The organism is Acinetobacter geminorum, from assembly GCF_013009345.1.
In the GTDB taxonomy this organism is placed as follows: Bacteria; Pseudomonadota; Gammaproteobacteria; order Pseudomonadales; family Moraxellaceae; genus Acinetobacter; species Acinetobacter geminorum.
Genome location: NZ_JABELE010000004.1, coordinates 211901 through 232323 on the forward strand (window position 1 = coordinate 211901; position 20423 = coordinate 232323).

Sequence of the window (20423 nt, forward strand, 5' to 3'; positions counted from 1 at the left end):
AAGATGAAAAAATTAAATATATTAATGTTGGGATTAGGCCTTACAGTTTCTGCTATGACTAATGCAGCTGGTTATGGCGTTATTGATCTTGCTAAAGTTGTTGAAAGTAGTACTTATTTAAAACAACAAAATGCAAGTTTAAATCAATCTGTTAAACCAACAACAACTCGTCTTGAGCAGTTGGGTAAAGAGTTAGAAGGTCTTCAACGTCAAGCCCAAACCCAAGGGCAAAAAATGAAAGAAGATGATATTAAAAAGCTTCAGACTCAATATCAGTCGAAATTAAATGAATTTAACTCAACTCAACAAGGTTTGCAGTCTAAAGTTCAAACTAGCTTGCAAGGAATGAACTCAACTTTCGAGAGTCGTGTGAAGCAAGCAGCTGAACAATTACGAAAAGAAAATAATCTTGACTTTATTTTGAATAAAAATTCGACTGTTGCCTATGACGCTAAATATGATTTAACTGATAAAATGATACAAAAGGTTAATTCAATGAAATAAATTAATGAAAGTGCAACATTATCGTTTAGATGAACTAGCTCACCTAGTGAATGGTGAGTTAGTCGGTGCGGGTAGTCTTCAATTTATAAACTTAGCAAGTTTAGAAAATGCTGAACCTTCTCATATTACTTTCGTAAATGGCGAAAAGTATATCGATCAAGCAAAGACTAGCCGTGCGGGTGCGTACATTGTTACAAGCTCTATTAAAGAACAGCTTACTGATAAACAAAATTTTATTATTGTTGATAATCCATATTTGGCTTTTGCCATCCTTACCCATGCTTTTGATAAAAAGATCACATCAATAGGTATTGAAAGTACTGCTCAAATTCATACTTCTGCAATTATTTCTGAAAAAGCATATATTGGCCATTACGTTGTAATTGGTGAGAATTGTGTAGTAGGTGAGAACACGATTATTCAGTCTCATACTCGTCTGGATGATAATGTAGAAATTGGCAAGGATTGTTTTATCGATTCTCATGTCACTATTACGGGTGGAGCTAAATTACTTGATCGTGTTCGAGTTCATGCAAGTACTGTAATTGGTAGTGAAGGCTTTGGATTTGCACCATATCAAGGGAAATGGCATCGTATCGCACAATTAGGTTCAGTGATCATTGGTAATGATGTCCGCATCGGATCAAATTGTAGTATTGATCGAGGGGCACTAGATAATACGATTTTGGAAGATGGGGTAATTATTGATAATCTTGTGCAAATCGCACATAACGTTCATATTGGTTCCAATACAGCTATTGCTGCTAAATGTGGAATTGCTGGAAGCACTAAAATTGGCAAAAACTGTATTCTTGCAGGAGCCTGCGGTGTGTCTGGTCACCTTTCAATCGCTGATAATGTGACTTTAACTGGAATGTCAATGGTCACAAAAAATATTTCTGAAGCTGGTACTTATTCTTCAGGAATTGGATTGTTTGAAAATAGTCATTGGAAAAAGACGATTGTACGCTTGCGACAATTAGCAGATGTGCCATTGACCCAAATCACTAAACGACTTGATCATATACAAGCTCAAATAGAGTCTCTTGAATCAACTTTTAATTTGCGTAAATAGAATATTATGACCGAGTCAACTACACCTAAATTTGCCATCCCTGAATTACCAATGCAGATTCAAACGATTCGTCAATATTTGCCGCATCGTTATCCATTCTTATTGGTTGATCGTGTGACTGAAGTTACTGACAATAGTATTGTTGGTTATAAAAATGTTTCCATTAATGAGGAGTTCTTGCAAGGGCATTTCCCAGAATACCCAATTATGCCAGGTGTCTTAATTGTAGAAGCATTGGCTCAAGTTTCAGGCGTTCTGGGTTTTATTATGAATAACGAGACACCAAAACCGGGTTCTTTATTCCTCTTTGCTGGTGCAGAAAAGGTTAGATTTAAAAAACAAGTAGTTGCTGGCGACCAACTTGTATTAAAATCTGAATTAGTAATGCAAAAACGCGGTATCTACAAATATAACTGTACGGCTACCGTTGACGGTATTGTAGCAACAACCGCTGAAATTATGATTTCACACCAAAAAACAGAGCAGGCATGAGCAATCACGATTTAATTCATTCTACGGCCATTATTGATCCATCTGCAGTGATTGCCCCGGATGTCCAGATAGGACCTTATTGTATTATTGGTCCAAATGTGACGATTGGAGCTGGTACTAAATTACATTCACATGTTGTAATTGGTGGTTTTACCAAAATTGGTCAAAATAATGAGATTTTCCAGTTTGCAAGTGTTGGTGAGGTTTGCCAAGACTTGAAATATCAAGGTGAAGAAACTTGGTTAGAGATTGGAGATCATAATTTAATTCGTGAGCATTGCAGTTTACATAGAGGAACTGTACAAGATCATGCTTTAACTAAAATAGGTAGTCATAACTTATTGATGGTTAATACGCATATTGCGCATGACTGTATTGTTGGTGATCATAATATTTTCGCAAATAATGTAGGTGTTGCTGGACACGTCCATATTGGTGATCATGTCATTATTGGTGGTAATTCAGGAATTCATCAATTCTGTAAAATCGATTCTTACAGTATGGTTGGTGGAGCATCTTTAATTTTAAAAGATGTGCCAGCTTATGTTATGGCATCTGGTAATCCAGCACATGCGTTTGGTATCAATATTGAAGGTATGCGCCGAAAGGGTTGGTCTAAGGATACAATTCAAGGTCTTAGAGAAGCTTATAAATTGATTTTTAAATCAGGCCTGACTTCTGTTCAAGCTGTTGAGCAGATTAAAAATGATATTCTGCCGAATGTTCCAGAAGCTCAATTATTAATTGACTCTGTTGAGCAATCAGAACGTGGTATTGTGCGTTAAGCCTAGATATTCAAAAAAAGACACCGCAATCTGCGGTGTCTTTTTTTCTTAAAAACTTTTATTTATTAAAAAATTTGGCTTCTTCCGATTTTGGATACTGACTTAAGATTTTAGCTTTATATTGGTTTGCTGATACAGTGTTTTTATCGACATCATTGGCAATACTGTAGAGTTGATAAAGCGCACGGGGAGCTTTACTAGAATTTGGATATTGCGTAGCGACTACATTATAGTTCTTTTTAGCTTCATTATAATTTACAGGATCAGTTGCTAAATTAAACTCGGCTAACCAAAAATAGGCATTCCCTGTATAAACGCTATTAGGATGATTTTTGATAAAGTTTTGCATTGGAGCAATCGCTTTTTTTGCTCCACCTTGTTTATAGGCATCTAAAGCAACAGTATAAGCTGCTTTTTCAAGTTCTACAGGGTTCGATTGATTTTGTGTAGCAGGCGGTGAAGCTGGTTGTGTTACTTGCGTTTGTGAGGGGGAAGTAACTTGACTTGCAGAAGTTGTAGTACTTGTTGCTTTATTGTCGGTAGGTGGAGCTTCTGAGCTTCCAGTAGCTGTAGCATCACTATTATTTGTATTGTCTGGTGTTGCACTTTCAGGATCTACTTTTTGATTAAGTAATTCCAAACGCTGGTCTAAATCAGTATAGCGATTAGATAACTCTTTTTTCAATTGTTCAATATCATTCGATTGTTCTTCTAACTGACCGCGCAAGGTGCGTATATCATTTTCTAATTGTTGGTTTTTTTGCATCAATTCCCAATTTAGATTACTAGGGACTGAAGCGTTATTCGATGAAGTGTTAGTTGAGCTACCACCACTTTGACTTAAACCGCGCGATTCAATTGGAATATTGGCATAGAGAGAAGTAGTGCTCATTAAGGCAATAAATAATAAAGAATGCTTCATCAATCGCATGAGTATAGGTCCATAATTTTATGTAAAAGCTAACTTGACAAGGGAATATGTAAACTATTCACATTAGCTATCTAAGGTTTTAATTGATCACTGCAATTAAAACAGCTAACAATATAAATGCAAGAATAGTTTACAATCTTCAAGCATATTTTATTCAAAATAAGTATCAAGAAAGAATATAAGATAAGAGATTCTAGGAATTTATATGTTTTTGACGATGAATTAATCAATTGAAACATAAACTTGCTTAAAATTGAGAAGAAGGCTTGCAACTCTTTTAAAAATCTCTATACTCTGTTTTGCAATGGTAGCCCCGCTGGTGGCTTCGCAATTGTACTCTGTGAACCCCGCCAGGACCGGAAGGTAGCAACGGTAGCAGATCTATGATGTGCCGAAGTTTTGCTAGTGGGGTTGCCACCATCTTCTAATCCGATCTTCGTTGGATTGCCTTCATAATTACATCTAAATCAAATCCTCTATACTGTAAAAATCTCATCTGTTTTGCTTTAAGTTTAGGATCTTTTTCTACTTCTTCACCAAATTTTTTAACTTTAAGCTGATAAGCCTGTTCTACCCAATCAATGTTATGAATTTCATCTGCAATTAAATCATTTTCGATTTGTTTTGTTTTTAAAGCTTGTTTAATATGTTTTGGGCCTTTACCTTTGCGAATTTGGCTAGCCAATGTTAGTTCTGCAACGCGTTGGTCACTTTGATAGTTTTGCTCAGATAACTCTTCAACAAGTTGCTTAACCTCTTCAGGGTTTTGTGCATAACGATTCAATTTCTCGATAAGTTCTGCTTTCGAATAGTCTCGACGAGTCAATAAAGCAAAAGCATATGAGCGCAAACGTTGACCTGTAAGCAAAGCGCGTTGTTGGGACTGTTCTTCTGTTCTTTTGAACATATTTAATATTTCCTTGTAAAAAACGCCCCGAAGGGCGTTTTAAGACTTATAAGCGATAATTAAGACTCTAATAGAAGATCTTCTTCTTCATCTTCCACCTGTACAGCACCATTAGTACCCGTAGTTAGCAGTTGTTCACGGATAATTTTTTCAATTTCTCCAGCCATTTGAGGATTTTCTTCAAAGTGGCGAATAACGTTGTTTTTACCCTGACCAATTTTATTGCCTTGATACGAATACCAAGCACCTGCTTTTTGCACGATATCTTGTTGTACAGCTAAATCTACAAGTTCGCCAAGCTGGTTTGTACCTTTACCGTACAAGATTTGAAAAATAGCTTCTTTAAATGGAGGAGCCATTTTATTTTTAACAACTTTAACTCGAGTTTCAGAGCCGATGATTTCATCACCTTCTTTGACTTGACCAATACGGCGGATATCTAAACGTACAGAAGCATAGAACTTCAATGCGTTACCACCAGTCGTAGTCTCAGGGCTACCAAACATTACACCAATTTTCATACGGATCTGGTTAATGAAAATAACCATACAGTTCGAGCGTTTAGCGTTACCCGTAATTTTACGTAGTGCCTGACTCATTAGGCGAGCTTGTAAGCCCATGTGAGAGTCACCCATTTCGCCTTCAATTTCTGCTTTAGGAGTAAGAGCAGCAACTGAGTCGACAACGATTAAATCAATTGCACCAGAGCGAACTAGCATGTCTGCAATCTCGAGAGCCTGTTCACCGTTATCAGGTTGCGATACAAGTAGATTATCAATGTCCACGCCCAGCTTACGTGCATATTGTGGATCTAATGCATGTTCTGCATCGATAAATGCACAAGTACCACCAGCTTTTTGACATTGTGCAATCGCTTGGAGAGTCATTGTGGTTTTACCAGAAGATTCTGGACCATAAATCTCAACGATACGACCTTTCGGTAAACCGCCAATCCCCAATGCAATATCTAAAGTCAAAGAACCTGTAGATACAGCTTCAACTGCTTGAACAGTGTTGTCACCGAGACGCATCACCGTATTTTTGCCAAATTGTTTCTCAATTTGACTTAGCGCGGCTTGTAATGCTTTGCTTTTATTCTCATCCATCTCAAAAACCTCAATACTCTAAGTTCATCACGTTTAACCCAAGTGGATGCATTGAATCTCAACTTGTTTCACAGGGCTAATAGTGACAGATTTTTTCTATAGCTTCTATGTGTTGTCTGTGTGTGTGCGACACAACTCGACGTTTTTATTCATCACCATACGACCAGTGCTGATCATTGTCCTGTTTAAACCGATTAATCTGTCTACGATCCTTTTTACTCGGTCTATGATCAGGTCGAGCAAGATTATGCAATTTTCGTTGGGATGCAATCAACTCCCGTCTAGCAATGCTTACTTCTGTTTCTTCATAAAGTTGCTGGGCAACTGGTGCTGGACCACGTGTGTTCGAAAGCGCTTTTACGACAACGGTTTTTTTATCAAAACCTTGTTGAATAATCAGTTCCATTCCAACACGAATTTCTTTGGAAACTTTTACACGCTCATTATTGTGATGTACTTTACCTCCTTCGATTGCTGCTTTAGCAATTGAACGAGTTTTAAAAAAACGAGCAGCCCATAACCATTTGTCGATACGCATGGTCTCTACAGCATCGTTTTCAAGCGATTTTGACATCATTATCCTTTCTATCAATTTGATTCAAAATAGACAGCAATTCTGTAAGTCGATCTAGTGCTTTATATTCTAAATCTTCATGCTTTCTTGCATTCTTTAGACTTGAGGGCTGCAAGATAGTAAACAAGTGTTTGATACCAAATTTTTCTGCTGTTTTGAGTACAGGAGTTGTATCGTCAATAAAAATGGTTGCGTCTGGATCGAAAGGTTGTAATTTTTGGAGATCTTGCCAAAAATGAATATCTTCTTTTGCATAACCAATTTGTTCACTCGATACAATTACGTCAAAGAAGTGTTCAATTGCAATATTATCGAGCTTTAGGCGCAAGCTTGCACGGTCAGCATTTGTAACTAACCAACAACTATATCCTTGTTCTTTCAGTTCCTGCAGAAGCTGAATACAACCTGAGCGAGCTTGAATTTTTGTCTGAAATTCTTGCTGTAATTTGAGTACATCAACGCCTACAGTTTTGGTCCAATAAGCTGATGAATACCAAACAAGCGTATGTCTATGTGATTGATAAAACTGATATAGTGTTTTTTGGCTATGGTCGAGTGGAAGTTGATGTATCTCTGCATGTCGCTTGGGAAGACATTCATTCCAAATGAAATCATCAAAAGCGAGATCTAATAGCGTACCATCCATGTCAAACATTACGATTTTAGACATATCTAAATATCTCCAAAATCATTTAAAGCAAATTTTTTAAGACACATCTACCATATATCCTTTTTAAAATCATTAATTAAAGAAACTTCGAGATATAAAATTAATTTAAAACTCCACCCATTAATTCTTTCAAAAGGTGTTTTGATTAATGTGATGGGTAGGGAGGATAAATGATTTGAAAATTATAGCGTGTAATTTTGCAAACAAAAAACAATAATAAATGCTTTTTAATAGAAAACTTTTCCTGTGTTTAAAGTAAAAATAGGCAGCCAAAGTTTTGCAATTAAGAAATCTTAAAAGTCATCTATATTTATGGTTAATTTTGCTTACATAGGATATGTATTGACATACATTTTATAAATTGAAGGATACTTGTTTAAAGTTATATTTAAAATTAACCTTAATAAGAATTTAGAGAAAGCAATGAAAATTGGATTTATTGGCGGAGCCAATGACGGTATTGTAATCAATGCTGCTGATGGTCTTGATACTTATAAGCTTGAATGGCATTACAAAGCAGAAAAGCACTGTGAAGCACAGCCAACATTAGGTCTTAATGGGCCTGAGTATGATTACTACAACCTCTTAATACTAAGAAAAAATAAAGAGGCTAAACTCTTTTATGTACTCACTACAATGGGAAAAGATGATATCGCGAGTAAAATCCATGAGTATTGGGAGTGCTCTACATCTGTTGGCTATGATTTCGATGATTAAGAAAATTTTTATTAATAATTTAAAATTTTAACTTTAAGCAAAAATTAAATGAAGAGCTCGTAATTTCATATAACACATGTGCTTTTAGGTGGTGATGGAAAGGAACCTTGGGATGATCAAAGTTTTTAACTTTGTGCATTCCAAGTCTTTCCATGACAGCTTGAGAGGGTGTATTTATATTAGCGGTAAATGAAACGATCTTATCTAACTTCAGTACATTAAAACCATAGTCTAAAACTGCTTTTGCTCCTTCAGTTGCATAACCTTGTTTCCAGAATTCTTTTGCAAGTCGCCACCCAATTTCCACACATGGAGAGAAGTCAAATTGTTCAGGTTGACTATGTAAGCCAATAAACCCGATAAATTGATGAGTTTCTTTTAATTCTACTGCCCAGAAACCCCAACCATTTTCATTAATGAGAGATGAAATTTTTTGAATTAAATTATGGCTTTCTTGGGGTGTTAATAGATTTGGGAAAAATTGCATAACATCTTGATCTAAGCCCATTGTTATAAAAGGCTCAACATCACTTTCTTTCCACTGTCTTAAAATTAAACGCTTTGTTTCGATCATGAGATGTCTCTTTAATTAAAAATAAGGGATCAAAGTGGTTTTTGCACAATCTTTTGTAAAATGATCTTGGAATTGATACTCACTACACCTTTTATTTTATTTAAGGTATTAATGACGAAATGAGAAAAAGAACTCAAATCTTTGGTCGCAACGTGTAAAACATAATTAGATTCACCAGTAATAATATATGCATTAATGACTTCATCAAAATTTTTGATCTGGCTTAAAAAGAAGTTGTGATCATTTTCTGTGAGTTGGGCAAGCTTTATTTCGACTATTGCCTCAATTTTTATACCTAGTTTTTCATAGTTAACTTTCGCTTGATATTTTTCAATTACACCATTGCTTTCTAAAATTTTAACTCGCCGATGACAAGCTGAAGCCGAAAGGTTAACGAGATCGGCCAGTTCTTGGTTACTTAACCGAGCATTATCTTGTAAGTACTTCAAAATTTTAAGATCAATTGCATCTACATTCATTTTCGAATTTCATCCATGTTTTTTAATTTTAATTCGAATTTTATACGAAAATAGCAAATTTTAATCAAATATTATCGAATAAATCGAAAGAATTGGCATGATAAAATTCAAATACAAAGGAAATGTTGAAAATAGGTGAAATAACAAATGATTACTCATGAACAATGCCTCTATTGGGATCAGGAAGATGAACTCAAAAAGTTTAAAGATGAATTTGCACTACCAGAAAATGTCATTTATTTAGATGGTAATTCTTTGGGTGCAAGACCAAAAAAATCATTAGAGGTTGCTCAGCATATTATTGCCAAAGAGTGGGGTGAGGATCTTATTAATAGTTGGAATAAAGCAGATTGGTGGGGCTTACCGACTAGACTCGGAGATAAAGTCGCGCAGCTTATCGGTGCTGAAAAAGGGGAAGTCGTTATTTCAGATTCCACAACATTAAATTTATTCAAAGTTTTATCAGCAGCGGTAAAAATTCAAGCTGAAAAATTTCCAGACCGTAAAATTATTGTTGCAGAAAAAGATGCTTTCCCAACCGATATTTATATTATTGAAGGTTTTATAGATTTGATTCATCAGGGCTATCAAGTTGAGTTAATTGATGGTGCAGATGATTTATCTCGTGTTTTAGAAAAAGATGTAGCAGTAGTTGTTCTTTCTCATGTGAATTATCGGACTGGATATTTCTATGATATGGAATCTATGAATCAACAAATTCACGTTAAAGATGCTTTGATTATTTGGGATTTATGTCACTCAGTTGGTGCGGTGTCTATGGATCTTAATCAGAGCAATAGTGATTTTGCCATCGGTTGTACTTATAAATATTTAAATGGTGGCCCAGGTTCTCCAGCGTTGTTATGGGTAAATCGAAAGCATCGTGATCAGTTCTGGCAACCTCTCTCAGGCTGGTGGAGCCACAAAAAACCATTTGATATGGCTCAGCATTATGAACCAGCTAACAGTATTCGCCGTTACTTGTGCGGAACTCAACCCATTATTTCTATGAGTCTAATCGAATGTGGTGTCGATATTTTCTTACAAGCTGATATGCAACAAATACGCGAGAAATCGCTCAAATTAACTGATTTGTTTATTCAACTTGTTCAACAAGAGTGTGCCCAGTTTGGTTTTGAACTGATTACACCTTTAAATCATAAATATCGTGGTAGTCATGTCAGTTATAGACATGAGTTCGGTTATGAAATTATTCAAGCGCTGATTGCTCGTGGTGTGATTGGGGATTATCGAGAGCCGGAGGTATTACGTTTTGGAATTACACCTTTATATTTAGGGTTTGAAGATATTTGGAATGCCGTACAACAACTTAAGCAAATCATGCTGAATAGTGAATGGAAAAATGAGCGTTATCTGGTGCGTAGTGAAGTGACCTGATCGTTAAAGATCAACATTAGAAAATGGCTAGGAGGGCCTATGAGCAGTTTTGATGAAATACAAAATCGAGAAGCGGGTTTACATAAAAAATTATCCGCAAAACAGATGGGAATGATTGCAATTGGTGGAGCGATTGGTACAGGGCTGTTCATGGGAAGCAAGTTTGCAATTAGCTTTGCTGGCCCAGCCGTCATTGTGAGTTATGCCATTGGAGGCTTAATCGCATTTGCTATTATGGCTTGTTTGGCTGAGATGACGGTTCAGCATCCTACATCAGGCTCATTTGGAGCATATGCTGAGCATTATGTAAGTCCTCTTGCGGGTTTTTTAGTCCGTTATTGTTATTGGGCGTGTATTGTATTAGCGGTCGGTACAGAAATTACAGCAGTTGCTGACTATATGAAATTATGGTTTCCACATGTAGGTTCTTGGGTCTGGATTGCCTTTTTCTCGCTAACTTTACTCGTTGTTAATGCCTATAGTGTTAAAGCTTTTGGATTAGTTGAATATTGGTTTTCGACCATAAAAGTCTTTGCAATTATTGTATTTATTCTTTTAGCAATTGGTATTTTGACCCAAAGTCATGGGGGCACAGATCAGGTTCTTTCTAATTTAACCGAGCATGGAGGATTTTTCCCTCATGGTTTTAGTGGAGTCTGGATTGGGGTAATCATTTCAATATTTAGTTATTTAAGTATTGAAATGATCGCTGTTGCGGCAGGTGAGGCTAAAGATCCGGAAAGAGCTGTTAAGAAAGCTTTTAAAAGTACTGCGATTCGCTTAATTCTATTTTATTTACTGTCTTTATTTCTTATTGTGGCACTTGTTCCTTGGTCAACTTTAATTGGAGCCGACGCGACCAGCCCTTTTGTGATGGTGATGAAAATTGTAGGCATTCCATATGCGGACAGTATTTTAAATTTTATTGTAATTGTCGCGGCCTTATCAGCCATGAATAGTATGTTGTATATCTCAACACGTATGCTATTTAGCTTGTCACGAGCTGGTGATGCACCAAAACTATTTGGCCGTATTAGTCATAATGGTGTACCAATTAATGCATTGTTATTGTCAGCAGTAGGTATTGGAGTCGCGAGTATTGTTTATACGATTAACCCAGCTTCTGCTTTCCCGATCATGATTGCTTTATCTATGTTTGGTGCGTTGTTCACATGGGGCAGTATTTTTGTTACCCATATGTTTTTTAGAAGGAATATGGCACGAAAAGGAGAACAGTTAAAATTTAAGGTTCCAGCGAGCCAGTTAATTTCACTGTTGGGATTAATCGCAATTTTGAGTATTACTATCACAACGTGGTTTACCAATGAATTTAAGTCAACTTTACAGTTTGGAGTCCCATTAGTTGTTGTTCTTACATTTTTCTATTATTTCAAACGTTCATCAGCCAAGCTTGCTTTAAATAGTCATGAAGAATCTTTGAAGTGAGAGACCTATGCGACCATATGATAATTCTAGAACCGTAGCGAATGAACATGAAATATTGGCAGAATTTAAAAGAACAAGCTTGTTGAGCTATCAAAAATTTACCCATATCGCAGATATTCAATATGGGACGCACCCAAGGTCAACTTTAGATTTATTCCCATTAGAACAAGCCAAAAAGACTGTTATTTTTATTCATGGTGGATATTGGCAATGGTGTGATAAATCAGATTTTGGATTCATCGTACTGTATGTTCTAGCAAAAGGAGCCCAGTGTGTTCTTTTAGAATATGATTTGGCACCACAAAGTAAAATTTCAGATATTGCTTCTCAAGTTAATCAAGCTCTCGATTTTATTCGAGAGCAAGACTGGAAAACTGATGAGGTAGTTTTAGTTGGGCATTCGGCAGGAGCACATCTAGCAGCCTTGTTCTTAGGTCATCCACTGATATCTGAGATGGTTTTGTTAAGTGGAATTTATGATCTGGAACCTATACAAAGTACCCATTTAAATCATGCTCTCACGCTTTCAAGCGAAGATATCTTAAAATATAGCCCTGTTCACCAGTCAAAACGAGTTACTACTCCATGTTCAATTTTCTGTGGTGAACTCGAACTTGATGAGTTGAAATGGCAAAGCCAAAATTATTTTGAAATGAAGAAAAGGCAAGATCAGGATTTTGTTTCTTTCAAGCTTATTTCTGGAGTTAACCATTATTCTATTTTAAATCATTACTTTAATAATATTTTAATTTAATTGTTTGAAATAGAATGTAATTGAGTAAAGAAAAACAGATTAAACTTATTAGAAGATAAAATGTGAGATCAATCACAACTCAACCTGATTTTTATAAAAATTAAGTGTTCTTATTGACCTGACTATAGAACTTAATTAGATTGAAAAGATAGTGCTTTCTCACTAAGCGGCAAAATGTTTAGCTGTTGTTTAGTTGAGTTTCAAGTCCGTAGCTTCCCAAGATACGGACTTTTTTATTTGACTTTTAAAAACAATAATATAAAGCGAATTTTATTCTTGGATATGGCGGTAATATCTATTTAATTATTCAAATAAATTAATCACATAGCCCTCTGTTAAATAAAAAAATAGTATTTACTTTTCATTATTTAACTGGAATTATCATTTAATTAATGGATTATATAAAATATATTTTACCAAACTGACAGAGTGTGAGATTACGCTCAGAACTTCATGAATTTGTCATATAGGTTAGATAAATTAAACACAGAAAAATAAAAAGAGAAGGCTATGGCGTATAGTTTAATAATATATATCATCTGCAAATAATTGGTTTAGTCGGCTCTTGTGAGTTGTCTTTTTTATTTTTAAAGGAGTGTTGATGAAAGTACAGTATTTCGAAGGAGGCATGTATAAACATATGTGTCCTGTTTGCGGATATCTTCATTATATTCCTGTACATTATCCTTTCTCTAACGGCAACCAATGGTTTTTTAATGGTCACTTGGAAAAACCGACATTTGATCCCATCATAAGTATAAATGAATGTTGTAATTACTTTATTAAAGATGGCTTTATCGAATATAGCATTAATTGTAGGCATCATTTAGCTGGGTGTAAGGTTGAGCTGCCAGAACTAAAATTAAAAAAATATAGAATATAATTGATTTTGGTATTTATTAATTATGGCTATTTAAAAGACTGTACATTTCCTTGATTATCACATATTTTTGCAATATATCTTTACATATTTGATACTGAATACATATAGTTAAAGAAATGGTAAATTTATTTTAGTTGAAGCTAGTATTGAAATTTGCAAGAATTTTTATAATTCACTGTTTATATTTTATTTATGGATATCTTGAAGTTTTTAAGAAGCTTTAATACAAGTGAATATGTCTTTAGGTGGTGAAGCAAACACATCTTTAGATAGTGCAGTAGAAAATTTATTTAATAATGGTTACGTAATGGTTGTGGCTGCAGGAAACTCGAATACAGATGCTTGTAGTACTTCACCAGCCAGAGTAAGTAAGGCAATTACTGTTGCTGCTACAGATAGTACAGATACTCGAGCTAGTTATTCTAATTATGGAAGTTGTGTTGATATTTTTTCGCCTGGAAGCCAGATTAACTCTTCTTGGATTGGGAGTAATACAGCAACTAAAGTTTTGAATGGAACTTCAATGGCAGCTCCACATGTTGTCGGTGTCGTAGCTGAAATGTTGCAAAGTACGCCCACTGCAACGCCTCAGACAATCTCGACCAATCTTTTAAATCAAGCAAGTAGTAATGTTGTAAAAAATCCTTCTGGTAGCCCAAATCGGTTGTTATATAAATCTCCTCAGTAAAAGCAGTTATTTAAATTAGAAAAGGTCCCGAAGGACCTTTTTTAGATTTTTGCATGAGTACCGTATTTATCAATCATGATTGAGCTGGCTTCATTTAAACCGCGAACCGTTACCTTAATACCGTTTTTTTGAAATTTATTCACTACTGAATCTAGCATCGCAACTGAAGTCACATCCCAAATATGTGAGTGGGTAAGATCAATAATGACTTCTTTAGCATCTTCGTTAAAGTTAAAACTTTGCATAAATTTTTCAGAAGAACTAAAAAATATTTGGCCTCTTAATTCGTATAGACGAGCTTGATCTTCAAATGAAGTTTCTATACGAATATCATTTTCCAGTTTATTTGCTAAGAAAAGTGCTGAAAGTAATACGCCAGTTAATACGCCTAACGCTAAGTTGTGGGTCGCAACCACTACAATAACGGTAGTGATCATAACGACATTACTACTTTTAGGATTATTTTTAAATTGTGCTAGAGAGCTCCACTCAAAAGTACTGATCGATACCATAATCATGACCGCAACCAAAGCAGCCATAGGAATAACCTTTAACCAGTCACTTAAAAACACAACTAGAATAAGTAAGAATATTCCTGCGCAAAAAGTGGATAAACGTGTACGGCCACCAGATTTTACATTAATCATTGATTGACCAATCATGGCACAACCAGCCATACCCCCCATGAAACCTGAAGCGATATTAGCAATACCTTGACCTTTACATTCTTGAAATTTATCGCTAGAAGTATCTGTCATTTCATCAACAATTGTTGCAGTCATCATGGATTCAAGTAGGCCAACTGCAGCCAGCGCTAAAGAATATGGAAGAATAATAATAAGAGTTTCTAAATTAAAAGGAATATTAGGAATCAGAAATATTGGCAAAGTGTCTGGTAATGAACCCATATCACCAACCGTTCGAACATCAAACCCTAAAAAAATAGCGAGTAATGTGACTACTACAATACAAATAAGGGGTGAGGGAAAGAACTTTCCAATTTTTGGAATATAGGGGAAAAGATAAATAATTCCTAAACCAATTGCTACTAGTAAGTAGACATGCCATGTAACGCTTATTAATTCCGGTAATTGGGCCATAAAAATGAGAATAGCGAGTGCATTAACAAATCCAATGACCACTGATTTGGAAACAAAGCGCATGAGTTTGGCAAGTTTGAAATATCCGGCCAAAATCTGTATGACGCCAGTTAATACTGTCGCTGCAAATAAGTATTGAAGCCCGTGGTCCTTTACGAGCGTTGTCATAACCAACGCCATGGCACCCGTAGCTGCCGAAATCATAGCCGGACGACCGCCTACGAAAGAGATAATAACGGCAATACAAAAAGAGGCATATAAACCGACTTTTGGATCTACACCCGCAATAATTGAAAATGCAATTGCTTCTGGAATTAAAGCAAGACCAACAACAAGACCAGAAAGAATATCTGAACGGACATTAGAGAACCATTGTTCTCGGACATTGGATAACATGAGAAATAGCCTAAGTTCTAAATTTAAAAGGCTAGTGATGTGATATACCAACACAAGCGACTACACCACATCACTAAACAGTGATGAGTTATTTACGGATGAGACGAGTAAATAAACTTAAGGTGGCGTAAGTGTCATAGGTATAGAGATTTGAGGCATTTAAAAGTGCCCGAAGAATAACATAAGTTTTTAAGGTTGACTAACCTAATTCTACTAAGCTTAAAGATATTTAAAAATGCTAGTTACACAAATTGCATAGCTACTTTTATGCAACAGAGCCTTTCATAAATTTGGATTTTAATAGTTCTGCTATTCATCATAATACAAATCATATAGAGAACTTGTATAAACCAATCCGTAAAGGTTTAAAAATTCTCGGAAAATTTTGACAATTTTATAAGGTGGACTCATGAATAAACATTTACTGGCAAAAATTGCTTTATTAAGCGCCGCTCAGTTAGTTACTCTCAATTCAGCATTTGCTGATGTTCCTCTTACTCCATCTCAATTCGCTAAGGCGAAAACAGAAAACTTTGACAAGAAAGTTATTCTATCTAATTTAAATAAGCCACATGCTTTGTTATGGGGGCCTGATAATCAAATTTGGTTAACTGAGCGGGCAACAGGCAAGATTTTAAGAGTTAATCCTGAGTCGGGCAGTGTAAAGACAGTTTTTCAGGTGCCAGAGATTGTCAATGATGCTGATGGACAAAATGGTTTATTAGGCTTTGCTTTCCATCCGGATTTTAAAAATAATCCTTATATCTACATTTCAGGTACATTTAAAAATCCGAAATCTACAGATAAAGAGCTACCGAATCAAACTATTATTCGTCGATATACCTATAATAAGTCAACAGATACGCTTGAGAAGCCAGTAGATTTATTGGCAGGATTACCATCATCGAAAGACCATCAGTCTGGTCGTCTTGTCATTGGTCCAGATCAAAAGATTTATTATACGATTGGTGACCAAGGGCGTAACCAGCTTGCTTATTTGTTCTTGCCAAATCAAGCACAACATACGCCGACTCAACAAGAGCTGAATGGCAAGGACTATCACACCTACATGGGTAAAGTACTACGCTTAAATCTTGATGGAAGTATTCCAAAAGATAATCCAAGTTTTAATGGAGTGGTTAGCCATATCTATACACTCGGGCATCGTAATCCGCAGGGCTTAGCATTCACTCCAAATGGTAAATTGTTGCAGTCTGAACAAGGTCCAAACTCTGACGATGAAATTAATCTCATTGTCAAAGGTGGCAACTATGGTTGGCCGAACGTAGCTGGTTATAAAGACGATAGCGGCTATGCTTATGCAAATTATTCAACAGCAGCCAATAAGTCAATTAAGGATTTAGCTCAGAACGGAGTAAAAGTAGCCGCAGGGGTTCCTGTGACGAAAGAATCTGAATGGACTGGTAAAAACTTTGTCCCACCATTAAAAACTTTATATACCGTTCAAGACACCTACAACTATAACGATCCAACTTGTGGAGAGATGACCTATATTTGTTGGCCAACAGTTGCGCCGTCATCTGCCTATGTCTATAAAGGCGGCAAAAAAGCAATTTCTGGTTGGGAAAATACATTATTGGTTCCATCTCTAAAACGCGGTGTTATTTTCCGTATTAAGCTAGATCCAACTTACAGTACTACTTATGATGATGCGGTGCCGATGTTTAAAAGCAATAACCGCTATCGTGATGTGATTGCGAGTCCAGACGGGAATGTTTTATACGTGTTGACGGATACAGCTGGGAATGTTCAAAAAGATGATGGCTCCGTAACAAATACATTAGAGAATCCAGGATCTCTCATTAAGTTTACATATAAGGCTAAGTAATACAGTCCATTAAAAAACCGATCTATAAAGATCGGTTTTTTTAGCTTCAGTAAAACTATTCTGTTACGACTAATACTGGTAAATGAATTTCTCCTAAAAGGGCTTGAGTGACACTTCCTAAGAAGAATTTTTTAAAGCCTTTTCGACCATGAGAACCAATGACTAACAAGTCTGCTTTTAACTCAGTAGCTGCTTTAATAATTTCTGTATGAATTGTTTGACCTTCAACAATTTTTGTATCAACAGAAATTCCATGTTTGCTAAATTGTTCTTTAGCCTCGTCTAGAATACTCTGAATAGATGCTTTAGCTTTATTAAAATAATCCTGTGCTAATTCTGTACTATCAATAAATTCTACAGAAATGAAAGGATCTATGGTCAGCGCATATACTAGAGTCACTTTACTACCAAAGGCTTTAGCAATTGCTGTTGCGTGATTAACAGCAATGAGTGAAGTAGGAGAGCCATCGACTGGAACCAAGATATGGTGATAACTCATATATTGCTCCTTATTGTCCTTTGACAATGTATGGTGTGGAAACACCGAATTATTATCTTTGTGCTTATATTATGAACAATTTTAAAAGTAATATTGTTTATTTTTAGTATGAATAAAAGCCAGAAAGTTTATTAAATGTTTTATCTTCAGGGATTGTAATGGCTTACTAAGTAAGGTTGATTCTGTTTAAGTATTGAAATGACTTGATTGGCATCTATAGCCGATTCAAATAAGAAGCCTTGACCAATGCTATATCCAAATTGACGAAGTAACTCTTCTTGTTCTGGAGTTTCAATTCCTTCTGCGATGAGTCCAAGTGATAAATTTGGAGCGAGTAAACCAATTGCCTGAACAATCGCGTAAATTGATGGGTCGTGTTGCATCTTTTGTATAAAACTACAATCTACTTTTAAACTGTCAATTGGGTAGTCGCGAATATGTGTTAATGATGAAAAACCAGTACCAAAGTCGTCGAGTGCAATACGTACACCATGTTGCTTTAATTTATTAAGTGCACGGATTACATATTCTGAACCACGATCACCTAGCATGTGTTCGGTGACCTCAACTTCAATATAATGAGTCGGTATTTGAAATTGATTAATCTTTTTCAAAAGCCTTTCAGCATAGGTGTCTCTCAAGAATTCAACTGGAGCCGCATTTAATGAAACAGGGAGCGGCTTAATACCAAGATTTATCCATTTGGCTATGTCACGTAAAACTTGGTGTTGCATTGTTTCACCAATTTTACTCGCTAAATTATAATCTTTAAAAGCTTCAGCAATTTGTGCGGGATAACCTCTTTGTGCTGAGGTTGTATGCCAGCGCAATAAAGCTTCAAACCCCACTACACGATGGGTATTTAGGTCTACTTTAGGTTGATAGTATGGCTGGATTGTATGATGACGAATCAACTGGCGAGCTAAATTAAGCTGAGAAGCGACAGTTTCAGTCATTTGCATCATGCACGGATCATACATGCGGATACCACCACGACCACGCGCTTTTAAGTCATGCAATGCCATATCAGCACAACTAAGTAAACCTGACTGGTCTATAGCATCTTGGGGATAAATCGCACACCCAATGCTCATGCCACCATTTAATACATTTCCTAAATAAGTAATTGGCTGATTTAACTGTTGCAGTAAAATTGCTGCTAATTCACGAACATCGTTTTCAGATTTGAGGTTATTGATAATAACTGCGAACTCATCGCCACCTAATCTGGCAACAAAGCATCTTTCATCATCCATACAATGACTAAAGCGTTTGGATAAAACTTTTAATAAATGATCACCTGCGCTATGACCCAAAGTATCATTAATATGTTTAAAATGATCGAGGTCAATTAAAAGTAATCCCACACTTGTTTGCGTGTCTTTTGAATAGGCAAGGGTACGTTTAAGCTGAAATTTAAATGAGCGTCGATTACATAACCCCGTCAGTTCATCTCTCTCACTCATATTCCTAAGTTGGTTTTCTGCCAAATGCTGTTGAGTAACATTACGTGAGACACAGAGTATTTGTCTGATTTCTCCATTTTCCCGATGAATAGGGGTAAGCATATTATCCCAATACTCAGGATCTTGATCTGGTAAGCAGCTCATTCCTGCAAATCTGGCAACTTTACCTTGAAGGGCTTTTTTTAAAGCGACCCGCCCGCGTTTACGAATGTGAGGTGGCAATAACTCAAGCCATTTCATTCCAAATTCTGTTTCATCAACAGGGATGCCTAAAGCGAGGCATCCTGATTTATTCATATGTGAAACTGTGCCGTCTACATTAAGCACCTTAATGCAATCTACACTGATATCTAACATTTGATTTTGTATTTCAATGTTCTTCTGTAAGTTTTGTTGTTCTTGAATATCGTGATCAATATCTAAAAAGCTAACATACCATTCATTATTTTGAGATAGGCCGCGATACTTAGAAGCTTGGATGGAGAGTTTGCACCATCTATATTCATTTTCAACTTGTAAAAGTCGACATTTAAATTCTATTCTTTTTTGTAGGCGAATTGCTTCGAGCCATCTATTTTTGACTTCATCTAAATCGACAGGATATATAAAATCTAGCCATCGCTGAGGCAATGGAGAAAAGGTATCCAGCCAATATTCTGTACACTCTACATTGCAATATAATATCAAGCCATTTTCATCACTAACCCAGGTGGGTAGAGGAATTTGCTCAACAATAAAATGCTTTTGGGTGTTGTTCGACATTGAAGTCATAACATGCCTAGAAAGATTGCAAGTTGATTAATCTATTTATTAGTCGTTATTGTAATCTTTCTGTAGTAATCAAAACAGCGATAAATAAATTTTAAGTGTGCTTTTTTTGAACTAAAATTGGGAGATTAAAACCAATATATACTTAATATTTAATTTATGTTTTTGTTATTTATTGATTTTTATTCATGTTAAGTAAAAAAATATTTATGCTTATTTTTGTAAAAAACTTATTAAAACAGAAACTTATAATTATATTTATGTATTTATTTTAACGAAACTAAATAGACTTCCGTCATAAATCAAAAAACGTACAATTTATTTGATCAAATTAATCAGCAAAATTATTTAATTCAAGAGAT

General features: G+C 35.6%; 20 protein-coding genes, 1 other RNA gene and 1 pseudogene. 12 read left to right on the plus strand and 10 right to left on the minus strand.

All coding sequences use genetic code 11. The features are described from left to right. Positions 1–3 precede the first annotated feature (3 nt). Genes HJG58_RS05645 through lpxA form a run of 4 tightly spaced genes read left to right on the plus strand, consistent with a single transcriptional unit; the run spans position 4 to position 2856 of the window. Positions 4–504, plus strand: a complete 501-nt coding sequence (locus HJG58_RS05645; protein WP_014206985.1) for an OmpH/Skp family outer membrane protein — start codon at positions 4–6, stop codon at positions 502–504. A gap of 4 nt (positions 505–508) precedes the next feature. Beyond that, complete coding sequence (lpxD, locus tag HJG58_RS05650; RefSeq protein WP_170248210.1) at positions 509–1579, plus strand: UDP-3-O-(3-hydroxymyristoyl)glucosamine N-acyltransferase; 1071 nt, start codon at positions 509–511, stop codon at positions 1577–1579. Positions 1580–1585: 6 nt separating this feature from the next. Then, positions 1586–2071, plus strand: coding sequence for a 3-hydroxyacyl-ACP dehydratase FabZ (fabZ, locus tag HJG58_RS05655; RefSeq protein ID WP_002115603.1), 486 nt, complete (start codon positions 1586–1588; stop codon positions 2069–2071). After that, positions 2068–2856 (plus strand): acyl-ACP--UDP-N-acetylglucosamine O-acyltransferase, encoded by a 789-nt coding sequence (gene lpxA / locus HJG58_RS05660; RefSeq protein WP_170248211.1) that lies wholly within the window; start codon positions 2068–2070, stop codon positions 2854–2856. The genes fabZ and lpxA overlap by 4 nt, the downstream gene beginning before the upstream one ends. Positions 2857–2914: 58 nt before the next feature. On the opposite strand, the gene HJG58_RS05665 is transcribed toward lpxA, so the two are convergent. Continuing rightward, positions 2915–3787 (minus strand): YbgF trimerization domain-containing protein, encoded by an 873-nt coding sequence (locus HJG58_RS05665; RefSeq protein ID WP_170248212.1) that lies wholly within the window; start codon positions 3785–3787, stop codon positions 2915–2917. Positions 3788–4101: 314 nt separating this feature from the next. On the opposite strand from HJG58_RS05665, the gene ffs reads away from it, so the two are divergent. Next, positions 4102–4198: signal recognition particle sRNA small type (ffs, locus tag HJG58_RS05670), an RNA gene on the plus strand. Between the two features lie 13 nt (positions 4199–4211). Here the strand turns inward: ffs and HJG58_RS05675 are convergent. The 4 genes from HJG58_RS05675 to HJG58_RS05690 form a co-directional block, all read right to left on the minus strand. Then, complete coding sequence (locus HJG58_RS05675; protein WP_170248213.1) at positions 4212–4694, minus strand: regulatory protein RecX; 483 nt, start codon at positions 4692–4694, stop codon at positions 4212–4214. Positions 4695–4753: 59 nt separating this feature from the next. Further along, positions 4754–5800, minus strand: coding sequence for a recombinase RecA (recA, locus tag HJG58_RS05680; protein ID WP_002115680.1), 1047 nt, complete (start codon positions 5798–5800; stop codon positions 4754–4756). A gap of 145 nt (positions 5801–5945) precedes the next feature. Further along, complete coding sequence (locus tag HJG58_RS05685) at positions 5946–6374, minus strand: RNA-binding S4 domain-containing protein (RefSeq protein WP_005068915.1); 429 nt, start codon at positions 6372–6374, stop codon at positions 5946–5948. Beyond that, complete coding sequence (locus HJG58_RS05690) at positions 6358–7044, minus strand: HAD-IA family hydrolase (RefSeq protein WP_216076520.1); 687 nt, start codon at positions 7042–7044, stop codon at positions 6358–6360. The genes HJG58_RS05685 and HJG58_RS05690 overlap by 17 nt, the downstream gene beginning before the upstream one ends. A gap of 423 nt (positions 7045–7467) precedes the next feature. Here HJG58_RS05690 and HJG58_RS05695 point away from each other — a divergent pair, with 423 nt between their 5' ends. Continuing rightward, positions 7468–7761 carry a hypothetical protein gene (locus HJG58_RS05695; protein WP_023187860.1) on the plus strand — a complete coding sequence of 98 codons (294 nt, stop codon included), beginning with the start codon at positions 7468–7470 and terminating at the stop codon, positions 7759–7761. A 19-nt stretch (positions 7762–7780) separates the two neighbouring features. On the opposite strand, the gene HJG58_RS05700 is transcribed toward HJG58_RS05695, so the two are convergent. Together HJG58_RS05700 and gigD are read right to left on the minus strand one after the other, a co-directional pair. After that, a complete protein-coding gene (locus tag HJG58_RS05700; protein WP_170248214.1) occupies positions 7781–8335 on the minus strand; it encodes a GNAT family N-acetyltransferase in 555 nt (184 codons plus the stop codon). Positions 8336–8364: 29 nt separating this feature from the next. Next, on the minus strand, positions 8365–8814 hold the full coding sequence (gigD, locus tag HJG58_RS05705; RefSeq protein WP_004791887.1) for an Lrp/AsnC family transcriptional regulator GigD: 450 nt from the start codon (positions 8812–8814) through the stop codon (positions 8365–8367). Between the two features lie 147 nt (positions 8815–8961). Here gigD and kynU point away from each other — a divergent pair, with 147 nt between their 5' ends. The 5 genes and pseudogenes from kynU to HJG58_RS05730 all read left to right on the plus strand — a co-directional run. Beyond that, positions 8962–10212, plus strand: coding sequence for a kynureninase (kynU, locus tag HJG58_RS05710; protein ID WP_170248215.1), 1251 nt, complete (start codon positions 8962–8964; stop codon positions 10210–10212). Between the two features lie 39 nt (positions 10213–10251). Next, positions 10252–11658: an amino acid permease gene (locus tag HJG58_RS05715; RefSeq protein WP_170248216.1), complete on the plus strand. Its 1407-nt coding sequence runs from the start codon at positions 10252–10254 to the stop codon at positions 11656–11658. Between the two features lie 7 nt (positions 11659–11665). Further along, positions 11666–12412, plus strand: a complete 747-nt coding sequence (locus HJG58_RS05720) for an alpha/beta hydrolase (protein ID WP_170248217.1) — start codon at positions 11666–11668, stop codon at positions 12410–12412. Between the two features lie 601 nt (positions 12413–13013). Continuing rightward, the gene (locus HJG58_RS05725; RefSeq protein WP_170248218.1) at positions 13014–13295 is read left to right on the plus strand and encodes a ubiquitination-like system serine protease family protein; all 282 of its coding nucleotides are present in this window, start codon (positions 13014–13016) and stop codon (positions 13293–13295) included. A 229-nt stretch (positions 13296–13524) separates the two neighbouring features. Beyond that, a pseudogene (locus HJG58_RS05730) lies at positions 13525–13983 on the plus strand (S8 family serine peptidase); the annotation flags it as partial. A 41-nt stretch (positions 13984–14024) separates the two neighbouring features. On the opposite strand, the gene HJG58_RS05735 reads toward HJG58_RS05730, so the two are convergent. Beyond that, a complete protein-coding gene (locus HJG58_RS05735) occupies positions 14025–15479 on the minus strand; it encodes a SulP family inorganic anion transporter (protein ID WP_170248219.1) in 1455 nt (484 codons plus the stop codon). A gap of 409 nt (positions 15480–15888) precedes the next feature. On the opposite strand from HJG58_RS05735, the gene HJG58_RS05740 reads away from it, so the two are divergent. After that, positions 15889–17328: a glucose/sorbosone family PQQ-dependent dehydrogenase gene (locus HJG58_RS05740; RefSeq protein WP_170248220.1), complete on the plus strand. Its 1440-nt coding sequence runs from the start codon at positions 15889–15891 to the stop codon at positions 17326–17328. A 55-nt stretch (positions 17329–17383) separates the two neighbouring features. On the opposite strand, the gene HJG58_RS05745 is transcribed toward HJG58_RS05740, so the two are convergent. After that, positions 17384–17827 (minus strand): universal stress protein, encoded by a 444-nt coding sequence (locus HJG58_RS05745; protein ID WP_170248221.1) that lies wholly within the window; start codon positions 17825–17827, stop codon positions 17384–17386. Between the two features lie 146 nt (positions 17828–17973). Next, entirely contained in the window at positions 17974–20064 is a 2091-nt protein-coding gene (locus tag HJG58_RS05750) for a sensor domain-containing protein (RefSeq protein ID WP_170248222.1), read from the minus strand. Between the last annotated feature and the right edge of the window lie 359 nt (positions 20065–20423).

Bases quoted from the DNA above. Each gene is read 5' to 3' on its own strand.
- HJG58_RS05645 (WP_014206985.1), top strand. From the start codon at position 4: ATGAAAAAATTAAATATATTAATGTTGGGATTAGGCCTTACAGTTTCT.
- lpxD (WP_170248210.1), top strand. From the start codon at position 509: ATGAAAGTGCAACATTATCGTTTAGATGAACTAGCTCACCTAGTGAAT.
- fabZ (WP_002115603.1), top strand. From the start codon at position 1,586: ATGACCGAGTCAACTACACCTAAATTTGCCATCCCTGAATTACCAATG.
- lpxA (WP_170248211.1), top strand. From the start codon at position 2,068: ATGAGCAATCACGATTTAATTCATTCTACGGCCATTATTGATCCATCT.
- HJG58_RS05665 (WP_170248212.1), bottom strand. From the start codon at position 3,787: ATGCGATTGATGAAGCATTCTTTATTATTTATTGCCTTAATGAGCACT.
- HJG58_RS05675 (WP_170248213.1), bottom strand. From the start codon at position 4,694: ATGTTCAAAAGAACAGAAGAACAGTCCCAACAACGCGCTTTGCTTACA.
- recA (WP_002115680.1), bottom strand. From the start codon at position 5,800: ATGGATGAGAATAAAAGCAAAGCATTACAAGCCGCGCTAAGTCAAATT.
- HJG58_RS05685 (WP_005068915.1), bottom strand. From the start codon at position 6,374: ATGTCAAAATCGCTTGAAAACGATGCTGTAGAGACCATGCGTATCGAC.
- HJG58_RS05690 (WP_216076520.1), bottom strand. From the start codon at position 7,044: ATGTCTAAAATCGTAATGTTTGACATGGATGGTACGCTATTAGATCTC.
- HJG58_RS05695 (WP_023187860.1), top strand. From the start codon at position 7,468: ATGAAAATTGGATTTATTGGCGGAGCCAATGACGGTATTGTAATCAAT.
- HJG58_RS05700 (WP_170248214.1), bottom strand. From the start codon at position 8,335: ATGATCGAAACAAAGCGTTTAATTTTAAGACAGTGGAAAGAAAGTGAT.
- gigD (WP_004791887.1), bottom strand. From the start codon at position 8,814: ATGAATGTAGATGCAATTGATCTTAAAATTTTGAAGTACTTACAAGAT.
- kynU (WP_170248215.1), top strand. From the start codon at position 8,962: ATGATTACTCATGAACAATGCCTCTATTGGGATCAGGAAGATGAACTC.
- HJG58_RS05715 (WP_170248216.1), top strand. From the start codon at position 10,252: ATGAGCAGTTTTGATGAAATACAAAATCGAGAAGCGGGTTTACATAAA.
- HJG58_RS05720 (WP_170248217.1), top strand. From the start codon at position 11,666: ATGCGACCATATGATAATTCTAGAACCGTAGCGAATGAACATGAAATA.
- HJG58_RS05725 (WP_170248218.1), top strand. From the start codon at position 13,014: ATGAAAGTACAGTATTTCGAAGGAGGCATGTATAAACATATGTGTCCT.
- HJG58_RS05735 (WP_170248219.1), bottom strand. From the start codon at position 15,479: ATGTTATCCAATGTCCGAGAACAATGGTTCTCTAATGTCCGTTCAGAT.
- HJG58_RS05740 (WP_170248220.1), top strand. From the start codon at position 15,889: ATGAATAAACATTTACTGGCAAAAATTGCTTTATTAAGCGCCGCTCAG.
- HJG58_RS05745 (WP_170248221.1), bottom strand. From the start codon at position 17,827: ATGAGTTATCACCATATCTTGGTTCCAGTCGATGGCTCTCCTACTTCA.
- HJG58_RS05750 (WP_170248222.1), bottom strand. From the start codon at position 20,064: ATGACTTCAATGTCGAACAACACCCAAAAGCATTTTATTGTTGAGCAA.